The sequence below is a fragment of the Sodalinema gerasimenkoae IPPAS B-353 genome (assembly GCF_009846485.1).
In the GTDB taxonomy this organism is placed as follows: Bacteria; Cyanobacteriota; Cyanobacteriia; order Cyanobacteriales; family Geitlerinemataceae; genus Sodalinema; species Sodalinema gerasimenkoae.
Map to the genome: position 1 here is coordinate 3,218,359 of NZ_ML776472.1, position 14,062 is coordinate 3,232,420.

Consider the following 14,062-nt stretch of genomic DNA (forward strand, 5'->3'; position numbering starts at 1 on the left):
CCTGGGGCCAGGAGGGCGATCGCCCCTCTCGATGTTGGCGGGGGTGCTAATAGTTAGGGAGGGTTGCAATCTTGGCCATGAGGATGCTCTAGCCACTCTAAATCCAGGGTGATCATGCCAAAAACGACTATATAGCAATCAAGGCTAGGGTGAGGATTGTCGAGGCCATCTGATACCTTGCTGAGGGTTTTAGGGTTTGTTTAGTTTTGAAAAATTTTAAGGGCGAGGCGTCCTGACGAATCACTAAACCGCTAGAAACTCCTGAATCACCTCTTGGGAGAGGTCTTGTGTCTCTCCCGAGGCAACAATTCCCCCCTTCTGCATGGCGTAGTAGCGATCGGCTTGGCGGACGAAGTGTAAGTGCTGTTCCACCAGGAGGACTGAAATTCCCGTTCGCTCGATGATGCGACGAACAGCGGCCTCAATTTCTAAGATGATTGAGGGTTGAATCCCCTCCGTGGGTTCATCGAGTAACAGCAGGCGCGGTTGTCCCATGAGGGCCCGGGCGATCGCCAACTGTTGCTGTTGTCCACCACTCAAGTCTCCCCCCATACGCCCCAACATGGTCTCTAAAACCGGGAATAGCTCAAAAATCTCAGGGGGAATCACCTTCTTCGAGCGTCCTGGACGAGCCTCTAACCCCAGTAAGAGATTTTCCTTAACCGTCACCCGAGGGATAATCTCGCGACCTTGGGGAACATAGCCAATCCCCGCTTGGGCCCGGCGAGGAGTCGATAGGGGTAACAGAGGGCGATCGCAAAAATTGATACGCCCACTCCGAGGCGCTAACAACCCCATAATGGTCTTCAACAAGGTCGTTTTACCCACCCCATTACGACCAATCAGACAGACCATCTGACCCATGGGGACACTCAAATCCACATCCCGCAAGATATGACTTTCGCCATAATACACATTTAATCCCGAGGCTTGTAGCATTAACCCGGACTCTGGGGTCACGGTTCTGGTATCGATGGCTTGCATGATTAATCTTCCTCCTCCGAGGGCCCTAAATAGACTTCAATCACTCGTGGGTTATTTTGAATCTCATCCATAGTTCCTTCACAGAGGAGAGACCCCTGATGTAAGACACTTACCGTGCGGGCGATTTGCCGTACAAACTCCATATCATGCTCAATCACAATAATCGAGTGATTCTCCGCCAGGGTCAGGAGCAAATTGCCAACATTTTCCGTTTCCTCATCGGTCAACCCCGCCACCGGTTCATCCACGAGCAGTAAATCCGGGGCCTGGGCCACCAACATCCCAATTTCCAGGCGTTGCTTTTCCCCATGGGAGAGTAAGGCCGCCTCTAGGTTCGCTTTGGCACTTAAGCCGATGGTTTGCAGAATCCCGCTAACCGTCAGCCGTTCCCCGTGATCGGGTTTGCCAAATAGGGTTTGAAATACCCCTTTGCGGCGATTGCAGGCTAAATCGAGATTGTCCCGTACGCTGAGATTGAGATAGACCCGGGGGGTTTGGAATTTGCGGCCAATGCCCAGGCGAGAAATTTGATGTTCGTTGAGGTTGCGGAGATTGCGACCTTTGAAGTGGACTTGACCCTGAGTGGGTTGGACTTTGCCGGTAATGGTATCGAGAAAGGTGGTTTTTCCGGCACCGTTGGGACCAATGATGACCCGTAACTCGCCTTTGTCGAGACTAAAGGTCAGGGCATTGAGAGCTTTAAAGCCGTCAAAGCTGACGGTGAGGTTGTCGATTTCCAGGATTTTTTCAGTCATCGTGAGGGAAGGGGAGAACTAGCCATCGAGGTGTTCGAGTTCGTCTTTTTCCTGTTGTACGTCCGGGTTGAGGTCGATGTCTGGATAGCTAACCAGGCGCGGTTGCAGGCCGAAGCGCGATCGCAGTTTGGGAATGGCCCAGTCCCGGAACCAACCGTACAGTCCCTGAGGAAGAACCGTCACCACAATCAGGAATAAGGCCCCCTGGAAGAATAACCAGGCTTCGGGAGACCATTCACTAAGGAAGGTTTGGGCACTACGAACCAGCAGCGTGCCGATAATCGCCCCAATGAGGCTGGCCCGTCCCCCCACGGCGACCCAAATCACCATTTCGATGGAAAAGGGAACTTCCATAAAACCGGGGGTAATCAGTCCCGTTTGCACGGTAAACAGGGCCCCAGCAATCCCGGCGATCGCCCCGGAAACTGCAAAGACTAAAATCTTAAAACCCGTGGGATCATAGCCAGCAAAGCGGGCCCGCACTTCGTCATCACGAATGGCCACCAGCATTCGCCCAAAGCGCCCTTGAGTCAACCAGCGACAGAGTAAATAGACCAGGGCCACCATGACTGTGGACAGTTGAAAAAAGGCAAGCTGGGCTTCGGGCGCTCCCGAGGCGACTCCAAAGATTTCATAACGATTGGTGCTGAGTCCATTGGTTCCATTGATGAGTTCTTGCTGTCCGTTGAAGAAGTTAAAGAACACCAAGAGAGCCGCTTGGGTCAAAATGGAGAAATAGACCCCTTTAATGCGGTTGCGGAAGACCAAATACCCCAGGAGGCCCGCAACGATCGCCGGAATCAGGACAATCGAAATGAGGGTAATGGGCAGGGAATAAAAGGGTTGCCAAATCCAAGGCAGTTCATCGACACCATAGAGACTAAAAAAGTTGGGAATTTGCCCCTCAGGAAGTTGCAAATTCAGGTGCATGGCAAAGGCATAGCCCCCGAGGGCAAAGAAAATGCCATGTCCTAAACTCAATAAACCGGTGTATCCCCAAATGAGGTCAATCCCCAAGGCAGCAATCGCCAGGGCCACAAAACGCCCCAATAGTCTGAGGCGAAACACCGGTAGAAATAAGGGCATGATGACAGCAAAGGCAATCGCAATGCCCAGGGCGATCGCCGGTTCCAGCCACCATTTAGAACGACGAGATTTGGCGGCTGATGGAGGTTGTTTGGAGGGTTGCATATCACATCAAATACAGTTATCAATACCTACACCAAAATCAATCACCAAGGTCAATTGTAATGACCCAGGCCCCGTAGACTACAGCTCAGCCGTTCGTCCTTTCTGGGGAAAGATCCCCGAGGGTTTGACTTGTAAAAAGGCAATAATCAAGGCAAAGACCATGACCCGAGCCATACTGGTTGAGGTGAAGAAGCGGAGAAACTCCGCGACAAACTGCAAGGAGTTGATATCCTCAAACACACGAGCCAAGGCTCCAGATCCGAGTAGATAGGTACTCACCCCAATGGTGAGAGCGGCGATAATTGCCCCAAATATATTACCAACACCGCCAACCACTACCACCATGAAGGTATCAACAATGTAGTTTTGTCCCACATTGGGGCCCACAGACCCCAGGAGGGTGATGGCACAGCCGGCAATCCCGGCTAATCCTGAGCCAAGGGCAAATGTCAGAGCATCCACAGTCCCCGTGGGAATCCCTAAACAGGCACTCATATTGCGATTCTGAGTCACCGAACGAATCCGTAATCCCCAATCGGAGCGATTAAAGAACCAGTAAATTCCCACCAGACAGAGAATCGTCAACACAATAATGAACATCCGGGAATAGGGCAGGCGATAGGCCCCCAACTCGAAGCCTCCCCGCAGCCAAGGGGGAGTCCTCACATCCAGATTGCGCGGACCAAACCAGGGCCGAGCCAGGGCAGCGTTACCGGTCATGGCCCAGCCAGCAACTCCGGCGATCGCCAATGACAGAGGCAACAGGATGGCGATCGCCCACCCTTTCATCCCCTCCCAGTTGGGCCGACGACGTAGCAGCCACATTCCCCCGAAAAAGAGAGCGCAAAAGAGAAGAATGGCGATCGTCAACAGCCAGTTCACACTACGCACCAACTGGCGCAAAATTAAACTCACCCCCCAGGTTGCCAACAGGGTTTCGAGGGGTCGGCCATAGAGAAAGCGAATCACCCCCCGCTCCAAAATCAGCCCCGCGATCGCGGAAACTAAAAACGCCACCGGGAGAGCCACAATAATATAAAGTCCAAATACCCCGTCACCGGCATCCAAATCTCGGAAGACATTTTGAACCACAAACGTGGCATAAGCACCCAGCATCATTAACTCACCGTGAGCCAAGTTAATAACACCCATCAGCCCAAACACAATCGCCAAACCTAAGGCGGCGATAAGGAGGACTGACCCGATGCCAATGCCGTTAAAAATACCAACAGCAAGCTCGATCATGGGTCGTGATTGACAATAAAACTGACAATAAAGAGGCAGAATTGAGGGTGAGGCTTCTGTCGCCGAACACCCTCAACTGAGATCAAACCTAGGGACGTTAGACTGAGTATCTAAGCCTCGTCGAGTCTAAACCGTCCCCCTTTATTTGGGTCACTCCAGTCGCAGCCATAGCCTTGCGTCTCGGGAACATATTGGTTCCAAGGCTCTGGGTCAACGCGATCATCCGTGGCCCAGACAATATCAAACAGACCATCATCACGCACCTGACCGATACGAACCATTTGCGAGATGTGATGATTCTCATTCATCGTCACTAACCCTTGAGGGGCTTGGAACGACTGACCAATGGCAGCGGCGCGTACCGCTTCGAGATCATAGGCATCCCCAGCCTGTTCGACGGCCTGTTTCCAGAGATATACCATCAAGTAAGCAGACTCCATGGGATCGTTGGTGACGCGATCTTGCCCATACTCGGCTTTGAACGCTTCAACCCAGGTTTCATTTTCTGGGGTTTCCACGGTTTGAAAGTAGTTCCAAGCCGCATAATGACCGACGAGCAGGTCCACACCAATTTGTTGAACTTCTTCCTCCGCCACACTTACGGACATAACCGGATAGCGTTCAGGGTCCATACCGGCCCCTTGCATTTGCGTGAAGAAGGCGACGTTACTATCTCCATTGAGGGTGTTAAAAATCACGCCTCCATCGGGTAACGCCTGTTGAATTCTGGCGATAATCGGGGTAACTTCTGTGCTTCCGAGGGGGATATAGTCTTCCCCAACGACGGTTCCTCCCTCAGCCGCGAGTTGTTCTTTGATAATGGTGTTAGCCGTCCGGGGGAACACATAGTCCGAGCCAACTAAGAAGAACTCATCCCCTTTGTTATCCAGCAGCCACTGCACCGCAGGCTCAATTTGCTGGTTGGGGGCTGCCCCAGTGTAGAAGATGTTTTTGGAGCATTCCTGTCCTTCATACTGGACGGGATACCAAAGCATATGATCTCGGGTCTCAAAGACATCTTTAACCGCCTGACGGCTCGCAGATGTCCAGCAGCCAAAGACGACGGCGACGCCATCTTGGTCAATGAGTTTTTCGGCTTTTTCGGCAAATGTTGGCCAGTCGGACGCTCCGTCCTCCACGATGACTTCGAGTTGTTTCCCATTAACACCACCATTGGCGTTAATTTCTTGGATAGCTAGTTGTTCGGCTTCAACAACAGTTGTTTCACTGATGGCCATGGTTCCACTAAGGGAGTGGAGAATGCCAACTTTAATGGTATCGCCATTGGCACCGGCACCAGCGGTTGTTGGGCTATTGGGGTCAGCACAAGCCTTAAGGATTAAACTGGTTCCAAATGCCGCTGAGCCGTACCATAAAAATTTACGCCGTCCTAAACCTTTGTTCATATTCAGTCTCTTCGCTTAAAAATAGGAAACTGTTAGCTGTCTCTAACGAGAAATTCTGGAACTCTTAACGTCCATCATTGTCAGAGAAGGGAGTCCAGGGCTACAAGATTGTTTGTTCTGGATAGTTCGTCCAGGAATGTATCCTAGAGCAATTTCTTAAGAGCAAATGTAGCCTAGGCTACCAAAAAACTGAGAGGCCAATTAAACTGTTATCAAACGAAAAAATGAAGTTCAAAAAAGCCCCCGTTTTCGATTTAGAGACTCGTGAACGGGAGCCTGATCTCAATTTATGATATGTTGCGAAAGATTTAGCGAATACGATAACCAATATCACTACGGAAATACGCGTTCTCAAAGTCAATTTTGTGGACCGCTGCATAGGAGTCGGCGATCGCTGCCGAAAAACTTTCGGCCACCGCTGTCACCCCTAGCACTCGTCCACCACTGGTCAGCAATTGGTCTTGTTTCAATTGAGTTCCGGCATGAAAGACCAAGGCCCCCGTTTCTTGAGCCTCTGCTAATCCAGAAATTGCCTTACCTTTTTCATAATCGCCGGGATAACCTCCTGAGGCCATGACCACACAAACCGCCGCGCCAGGATGCCAGTCTAAGGGAGGCTGCTCCCCTAAGGTTTGGTCTACACAGGCCTGTAAGAGCGTATCTAGAGGGGTTTGCAGCAGGGGTAATACCGCCTGAGTTTCCGGGTCTCCGAAGCGACAGTTAAACTCTAAGACCTTAATCTCGCCGCTTTGGGTCACCATCAAGCCAGCATATAACACCCCACGATAGTCAATACCACGGGCCTGTAAGGCGGCCAGAGTTGGCTCTAGGATAGCCGTCTGAACCTGGGCAATCCCTGCTTCAGACAATACCGGCGTAGGAGCATAGACCCCCATTCCCCCGGTATTTGCTCCCGTATCTCCTTCGCCAATGGGTTTGTGATCCTGGGCCGGCAGCAGGGGAAGCACAGTTTTGCCGTCACATAGGGCCAACACCGACACTTCCTGTCCTGTGAGAAACTCCTCAATGACCAGTGTTTCCCCAGCATCCTGGAACCGTCCGCTGGCAATTTCATCAATGGCAGCGTGGGCCTCCTCAATAGTTTGGGCGACGGTGACCCCCTTGCCGGCAGCGAGGCCATCGGCTTTGACCACAATCGGCGCGCCCATCCGCCGCACATAGTCTTTGGCGGCCTGACTCTCGTGGCGTTCAAAGGTGGCGGAGGCGGCTGTGGGAATTCCCGCTTCCACCATTAAGGTCTTGGCCCAAGCCTTACTCGCTTCGATTTGGGCCCCAGCTTGGCTGGGACCAAACACCGGAACCCCGCGCTCACTTAAATAATCTGTAATGCCCATGGCCAGGGGCATCTCCGGCCCCACCACCACAAAGGGACAGCCTTGCACCTGAGCAAAGCGAGCAATGCCCTCAAAATCCGTGACTGACATGGCAAGGTTAAAGCAGTTGGGGAGACTCGCGGTTCCCCCATTCCCCGGCACGCAAAAGACCTTATTGACTCTCGTGGACTGAAGCAATTTCCAGGCGATCGCGTGTTCCCGCCCACCGTTACCAATAACTAATACGTTCACTCAAACCTCCTAACATCCGATTCACCCCGGGGGCGATCGGCACAATCGTGCCAAGCCTGATTCTACCCTACTGCTGCCTTAGAGACCATTTTCTCCGCCCCTGCATTGGGGTAGAGGCGCAAATTTGGGTAGAATGATTGAGTTTGAAGAGAATCAATGTCTAAAATAATGTCTAAAATACAGTGGATCAAATCTAGGTTGGGCATAGGCTCGCGTTCTCGTTCCCTTTTCGTCAGTTTATTAGCAGGGATGATGCTTTTCCTGGCCAGTTGTGGGAACGCTCCCCCGGCCCAACCCCCCACCTATACCCCTGATGTGGTGCAGCGGCTGGAGTCCTACGCGAACGATATTCAAGGGATGCGCGATCGCATGGGAGAACTCGACCAGCTCATACGGGATAGAGACTGGGTCTATGTGGACAACTTCATCCACGGTCCCCTGGGAACCCTGCGGCAAGATATGAGTTTGTTTAACCGCAATCTCCTGCCCCAAGACCAGTCCCAAGGTCGGGAGTTGGCTCGGGAAATCTCTCGTCATCTTGAGGCCATCAGCCTCGCGGCCCAACAAGCCGATTACGCTACAGCCACGAGAAACTATCGCGAAACTCTAACAGACTTGGATGCCTTCATCGGCCTCCTTCCTGACGCTACGTAGAGTTAGACCCAACTCGCGGGGCGAACCGCCTGGGTTCGCCCCAATTGTGGTCCTCAGCGCCGAACAACTCCCCTAAAGACTCGCAAACACCTCACGAGCCGCCGCGATGGTGCGGTCAATGTCTTCATCGGTATGAGCTAAGGAGGTGAATCCTGCCTCAAACTGAGATGGGGCGAGGTAAATCCCCCGTTCCAACATGCCACGATGGAACTCACCAAATTTCGTAGCATCGGAGAGTTTGGCATCGTCATAGTTATGCACGGGCCCTTCGCAGAAGAACATCCCGAACATGGCACTGAGAGAACCACCACAGACGGTATGTCCAGCTTCTTGAGCGGCATTCAGTAAGCCATCGGAGAGCCGTTTGGTTTTTTCGTGCAGTTGTTCATAGACCCCAGATTTTTGCAACTGTTCCAGGGTTTTAATGCCAGCGGTCATCGCCAGAGGATTTCCAGAGAGGGTTCCGGCTTGATACATCGGACCGGCGGGAGCGACCATGGACATGATGTCGGCACGACCCCCATACGCGCCCACGGGTAACCCTCCACCAATGATTTTACCTAGGGTGGTTAAGTCCGGAGTTACCCCGAAGCGTTCCTGAGCGCCCCCGTAGGAGATACGGAAGCCGGTCATCACTTCGTCAAAGACCAATAACGCACCGTTGTCTTGGGTGAGTTCCCGTAGGCCTTCCAGGAAACCTGCATCGGGGAGAATAAACCCAGAGTTGCCGACCACCGGTTCTAGGATGACCCCAGCAATTTCATCGGGATTGTTTTTGAACAATTCCTTGACGGCTTCGAGGTCATTATAGGGAGCCGTCAAAGTGGCGCTGGTGGCAGCTTTGGGAACCCCAGGGGAGTCGGGAAGTCCGAGGGTGGCGACCCCAGACCCAGCTTGCACCAAGAAGCTATCGGCATGGCCGTGATAGCAGCCTTGGAATTTAATGATTTTTTCTCGTCCGGTGAAGGCCCGCATCAAGCGCAGGACTCCCATACAGGCTTCAGTTCCAGAGTTGACAAACCGCACCATTTCGATGGAAGGAACGGCATCAATGACCATTTCAGCCAGGACGTTTTCCAGATAGCAGGGTGCTCCAAAGCTCGTCCCTTTATCTAAGGCGTCCCGTAACGCACTGATGACTTCTGGGTTGGCATGACCACAGATAGCCGGCCCCCAGGTGCCCACATAGTCAATGTATTGGTTGCCATCGACGTCCCAAATATAGGCGCCTTGAACTCGGTCAAAGACGATGGGTTGACCGCCAACGGATTTAAATGCTCGTACCGGCGAACTCACGCCACCGGGCATAAGTTTTTGGGCAGCGGCAAAGATTTCTTCCGACTTGGTTGTTTGTAGTGTCGTATAAACCAAAGCAGGCTCCTTAATTGATGTCTAACGGCTTAAAGTCAAGGTCGCGCAGGATAATGTCTGCGATAAAATTGCATTTTGAGAAAACTCGAAACTTCTATCTTAACTGACAACGGCTCGAATCTCACGCGAGGGGGCCGGTGATGAAGGAAATTGTCTTAGGGATGTTGGACTCCGGGGAGACGGATGCGGGTTGTACGAGACCGTCGGATTATAGAGTGAGATGGACTCGACGATGGCATAATGGGGGTCGATTGATGACGCGTCTAGGGTAAAAACGTGCGAGTTCTACTGACGATTCCCCACTATTTTAATCCTCAAGGTTCCAACGCTCATGGGTCGTTGCAGACGAATCCTCAACCTCGCATTGAAGGGTTGACGGCTTGCCTACGATCGCTCTATGAAACCTTTGGCACAGGTCAAAGTTATTATGCTCATGATGCCGAGCAGTCTCGGGTAGAACGCCAACCAGCCAATTGCTACAGCCGAGTTGAGCTGGATGTAGTCATTTGTACCACGGCGGATTTCCATCTGTTAGATCAGCTAGATCAGCTCCGCGTCCCATCGGCACTGTTTAGGCGAGAGTCTTTTTCTTTGGAAGATCCCAAGTGGCTAGGACTCGGCTGTCATTTAGTCCTAAAACGTCAGTTGGGATTTTATGATTATTATGGCTATTTCGAAGATGATTTAATTCTTAGAGACGGCTACTTTTTTCAGAAGCTCAATTGGTTTAATCAGCATCTCGGCGATGAGGTGGTTCTGCAATCCAATCGCTTTGAGGTCACTCAGCAGGGCGTTCCAGAAAAGGTTTATGTGGATGCGGATTTTGAAAGTATTTCCCCACTGTTTGCGGACTGTCCCCATGACTTTAGTGATAAACAGCGGCTTTCAGCTCAGTTCCTCGGTCAGCCGTTACACTTTAATCGGGCTAGGAATCCCCATTCTGGCTGCTTTTTCCTCAATGCTCGCCAAATGGACTATTGGACACAACAGCCCCATTTCATGAATTTTTCTCGACGGTTTATTAGTGGCTTAGAAACCTGTGCGACTTTGGGACTCATGGAAACGTTCCCCGTCTATAAACCGGCGTTTGAGAATGCTAACTTCCTAGAAATTCAGCATCGTGGCGATACCCTAATCCAAAAATGGCAGGAGGATAACCGTTTCCGCTATTTTAGCCGTCGCTACTCACCTCGGCCGCCCAACCCCAAGAGCTTGGGTTAGACCGACTCATAGCAGTGATTTAGGACAGATTAAACAATGGGGGTGGTGGGACTTGAACCCACACGACTGTCACCAGTCAACGGATTTTAAGTCCGTAGCGTCTACCATTCCGCCACACCCCCAGGATGTAGGTTGGGCTTATTTATTTTAAGCGCATTCCCTCAATATAGCTGAGAGAGCTTTTTTTGGCAAGCCCTGGGTTGAAATCGCTCGAAAACAGGTAGAATGGCTGCCAGTTTAGTGGCAACCGTCCATCATGCAATCCATTGACTGGCTCATCGTTCTGAGTTACTTGGTTATCACTATGGGCTTAGGGATTTATCTCTCCCGCAAAGCCTCTAGTAGCTTAGAAGACTTTTTTGTCTCCGGGCGATCGCTCCCCTGGTGGTTGGTGGGGGTAAGCATGGCGGCCACGACGTTCTCCATTGATACCCCGTTACTCATTACCGGCATTGTCGGCAATCAAGGCATTGCCGGCAACTGGCTCTGGTGGAGTTTTGGCATTTCCCATCTGCTGACGATTTATCTCTTTGCCAAGATGTGGCGGCGTTCCGAGGTGATCACCGATGCGGAACTGACGGAGATTCGCTATGGGGGCAATATGGCCGCGATTCTGCGGGGGGTAAAAGCCTTTATCTTCGCAGTCCCCATGAACTGCATCGGCATCGGCTACGCCATGCTAGGAATGGTCAAAGTGGTGGATGCCCTGCAAATTTGGGAAAATCTAGGGATGGATGCCGGGGATACCCAGTTAAAAATTTGGAGTGTGGTGGGGGTGAGTGTTTTTGTCCTTGTCTATTCCGGGTTAGCGGGATTGTGGGGGGTGGTGGCCACGGACTTCTTCCAGTTTATTTTGGCCCTATTGGGGGCATTGCTGGTGGCAGGAATTGCCCTCGATCGCATCGGTGGCATGGAAACCTTGATCAGCCGTATCCCTGAAGTCACCGATATTAACACCCTAGCCATTCTTCCCTTTGATATTGGTGGCGAGGGGGGTCTGATTAGCTTTGGGGAAGCTGCCGGCATTACCGCCAGTGCCTTTTTTGCTAATATCTTCATTCAATGGTGGGCCTGGCGACGCAGTGATGGCGGTGGGGAGTTTGTGCAACGGTTTGCAGCGGCGAAAACGGAGGCTGAGGCAGAAAAGGCGGCCTGGACGTTCAACATCATGCACTATGTGGTACGGACTTGGCCCTGGATTGTGGTGGCCTTGGTGGCCTTGGTGGTTTTTCCTGATTTAGAAGACAAAGAACTCGGCTATCCCATGCTGATGTTGGAGTTTCTGGGGCCGGGATTGTTGGGATTGGTGGTGGCCTCGTTGGTGGCGGCGTTTATGAGTACCGTCTCGACATCCATTAACTGGGGGGCTTCCTTTATTACCAATGACCTCTATCGCCGCTTTATCAACGCCGAGGCGACGCAAACCCAGTTAGTGTTCGTGGGGCGGCTGTCGTCGGTGTTGGTGACCGGGTTAGGGGCGATCGCCGCGTTCCTGGCTAATGATATCAGTCAGGTGTTTGAGTTGATTATCGCCATTGGCACGGGGTCGGGTTTGGTATTAATGCTGCGCTGGTTCTGGTGGCGAGTTAATGCGGCGGCGGAACTTACGGCGATTGTGGCCAGTTTTATTGTGGGAAGTTTAGCCACCGTAGCGGCCGGTTGGCAGGTTCCCCCTGGCAGTTGGTTGGAAACCTGGGTAGTAGTTCCTATGTCCGACTATGGACTTCGGGTGATGGCGATTACGGTGATTGTCTGTACCCTTTGGATTGTGGTGATGTTTGTCACTCCTCCAGAGTCAGAAGAGACCCTAGATGAGTTTTACCGCAAAGCCCGTCCGGGGGGGTTAGGCTGGGGACGACAACAGGCCAACACGGGACTACTTCCGGCTCAGGATTTGACCTTAGATTTGAAACGCTCGGTTGCGGCCAATCTCTTGTTGTTTGGGATGTTACTCGGTTGCGGTGGCTTTCTGCTGTTGCGATCGCTCTTCGGTTGGTTCTGGCTAATTGTGGCAGTGATTGGCGGAATGTGGCTACGTCAACTCAATAAACACAAGGCGATCGCCATTCCTCGCCCAGGAACTGAAGAATAGGTAATAGAAAAGATGTAGGGGCGTACCTTTATGGTCGCCCTCTTCCGGCAGTAGGCAGTAGGGGGGCTTCTCCCTCCTCTCCCTCTGTGTCCTCTCCGTGGTTCCCCTCTTGCCTCTTGCCTCTCCCTCTTGCCTTCTTCTAAACCTGAAAGCGATCGCCCAAATAATACTTACGCACCAGGGGATTATCGTAGAGTTCCGCTGGACTTCCCGAAGCGAGGATTTCCCCTTCGCGCATGATGTAGGCGCGATCGGTAATTTCTAGAGTTTCGCGGACATTGTGATCCGTAATCAGGATACCGATGTTGCGATCGCGCAGGCGAGCAATCACCTGCTGGATATCATTGACGGCGATGGGGTCAATTCCGGCAAAGGGTTCATCGAGAAGTAAGAAGATAGGTTCCCCATATCCCGTCGAAAGGGAGCGGGCAATTTCCGTGCGTCGTCGTTCTCCCCCCGAGACTTGCCGGCCGAGGGTGGACGCGACTTTCCCTAAATTAAACTCCTCAATGACCTGGTTAAGTCGCTTTTGCCACTCGCGACGGGGAACCCCAGTCTGTTCAAACACCAGTAAGAGATTATCTTGCACCGTCAGATTACGAAAAATACTGGCTTCCTGGGCCAAATAACCCACCCCCATCTTGGCCCGCTCGTGCATCGGCAATAACGTGATATCCCGTTGATCGAGCCAAACCCGGCCGCGATCGGGTTTCACTAATCCCGTCACCATATAAAAGGTAGTTGTCTTCCCCGCCCCATTGGGTCCTAAAAGTCCTACCACCTCCCCCTGACTCACGGAGAGGTTGACTCGGCTGACGACAGAGCGTTTTTGATAGGACTTATGGATGTTATCCAGGACGATTTTCATAGATCAGGGAGAGGAACCGGGAACCAGAGCGAGTCAATTAACGAAGCGCAGGGGGTGCAGGAGCGGAGGGCCGTTGCCCGTTGCCATTTTCGGGAATCATGTAAATGGCTTCCACTTGCCGTTCTGGGAGAGGTTGCGCCACAAATAAGCCATCGTCAATCAGATACGTAACCACCTCGCCGCGAATGCTGTTGCCTTCCTGGAGAACAAAGACATTCCCCGTCAGCACCAGACGTTGTTCATTGCTAAAGAACTGGGCCTGATTGGAGGTGGCTTGGAGATTGCGGGACGGGAAGTTCACCTGAACATTACCTCGGGCGGTGACAATTCCCGTGCGTGCGTCGGCTTCTTGTTGGTCGGCGCGAACCGTTAGGGGGGAGCCACCATTCGCTTGGGAATAGGTGGGGGGGGCGATCGTTCCCGAGAGGGCGATCGGCAAAGATAACGCCAGCGCCAAGCGCCATTTCGCCAATGTTGGGATGTTCATAATTAATTACGTCACAAAGGCTGAATCGATGAGCCAATCAGAAGTTAAGGGGGTGAGCCAACCGGAACAGGTCTTAGGTTGCTGTAGTTTATCTTAGCAACGGCTGTTCTCCATGAACGATGCCATAGGACACTCTTCAACCTGAGTCGTCCGGTTTCCGGTTTAAGCCTAGGATGCTCTAAATCGCAGCCAATCCCCCCAC

The 14,062-nt window shown here is 52.3% G+C and carries 12 protein-coding genes and 1 tRNA gene; 3 read left to right on the forward strand and 10 right to left on the reverse strand.

From position 1 onward, the window contains the following. Positions 1-243 precede the first annotated feature (243 nt). The 6 genes from urtE to purD all read right to left on the reverse strand — a co-directional run bounded on the left by urtE (position 244) and on the right by purD (position 7,167). A complete protein-coding gene (gene urtE / locus L855_RS13965) occupies positions 244-939 on the reverse strand; it encodes an urea ABC transporter ATP-binding subunit UrtE (protein ID WP_192925076.1) in 696 nt (231 codons plus the stop codon). A 47-nt stretch (positions 940-986) separates the two neighbouring features. Beyond that, entirely contained in the window at positions 987-1,739 is a 753-nt protein-coding gene (urtD, locus tag L855_RS13970; RefSeq protein ID WP_159788988.1) for an urea ABC transporter ATP-binding protein UrtD, read from the reverse strand. A gap of 18 nt (positions 1,740-1,757) precedes the next feature. Beyond that, on the reverse strand, positions 1,758-2,930 hold the full coding sequence (urtC, locus tag L855_RS13975) for an urea ABC transporter permease subunit UrtC (protein ID WP_159788990.1): 1,173 nt from the start codon (positions 2,928-2,930) through the stop codon (positions 1,758-1,760). A 78-nt stretch (positions 2,931-3,008) separates the two neighbouring features. Next, positions 3,009-4,175, reverse strand: a complete 1,167-nt coding sequence (gene urtB / locus L855_RS13980; protein WP_159788992.1) for an urea ABC transporter permease subunit UrtB — start codon at positions 4,173-4,175, stop codon at positions 3,009-3,011. Positions 4,176-4,285: 110 nt separating this feature from the next. Next, positions 4,286-5,581 carry an urea ABC transporter substrate-binding protein gene (gene urtA / locus L855_RS13985; protein WP_159788994.1) on the reverse strand — a complete coding sequence of 432 codons (1,296 nt, stop codon included), beginning with the start codon at positions 5,579-5,581 and terminating at the stop codon, positions 4,286-4,288. Between the two features lie 308 nt (positions 5,582-5,889). After that, positions 5,890-7,167, reverse strand: coding sequence for a phosphoribosylamine--glycine ligase (purD, locus tag L855_RS13990; RefSeq protein ID WP_159788996.1), 1,278 nt, complete (start codon positions 7,165-7,167; stop codon positions 5,890-5,892). A 168-nt stretch (positions 7,168-7,335) separates the two neighbouring features. Here purD and psbQ point away from each other — a divergent pair, with 168 nt between their 5' ends. Beyond that, positions 7,336-7,821, forward strand: coding sequence for a photosystem II protein PsbQ (gene psbQ / locus L855_RS13995; protein ID WP_159788998.1), 486 nt, complete (start codon positions 7,336-7,338; stop codon positions 7,819-7,821). Positions 7,822-7,893: 72 nt separating this feature from the next. Here psbQ and hemL read toward each other — a convergent pair whose 3' ends face one another. Further along, positions 7,894-9,192, reverse strand: coding sequence for a glutamate-1-semialdehyde 2,1-aminomutase (gene hemL / locus L855_RS14000; protein ID WP_159789000.1), 1,299 nt, complete (start codon positions 9,190-9,192; stop codon positions 7,894-7,896). Between the two features lie 276 nt (positions 9,193-9,468). On the opposite strand from hemL, the gene L855_RS14005 reads away from it, so the two are divergent. Continuing rightward, a complete protein-coding gene (locus L855_RS14005; RefSeq protein ID WP_159789002.1) occupies positions 9,469-10,413 on the forward strand; it encodes a calcium-binding protein in 945 nt (314 codons plus the stop codon). A 37-nt stretch (positions 10,414-10,450) separates the two neighbouring features. Here L855_RS14005 and L855_RS14010 read toward each other — a convergent pair. Next, positions 10,451-10,535 (reverse strand) — tRNA-Leu (locus L855_RS14010). 134 nt (positions 10,536-10,669) lie between these two features. Here L855_RS14010 and L855_RS14015 point away from each other — a divergent pair. Continuing rightward, on the forward strand, positions 10,670-12,505 hold the full coding sequence (locus L855_RS14015; protein ID WP_159789004.1) for a sodium:solute symporter family protein: 1,836 nt from the start codon (positions 10,670-10,672) through the stop codon (positions 12,503-12,505). A 139-nt stretch (positions 12,506-12,644) separates the two neighbouring features. Here the strand turns inward: L855_RS14015 and lptB are convergent, their stop codons facing one another. Beyond that, on the reverse strand, positions 12,645-13,373 hold the full coding sequence (gene lptB / locus L855_RS14020) for an LPS export ABC transporter ATP-binding protein (protein WP_159789006.1): 729 nt from the start codon (positions 13,371-13,373) through the stop codon (positions 12,645-12,647). Positions 13,374-13,410: 37 nt separating this feature from the next. Beyond that, positions 13,411-13,860: an LptA/OstA family protein gene (locus tag L855_RS14025; protein ID WP_159789008.1), complete on the reverse strand. Its 450-nt coding sequence runs from the start codon at positions 13,858-13,860 to the stop codon at positions 13,411-13,413. Between the last annotated feature and the right edge of the window lie 202 nt (positions 13,861-14,062).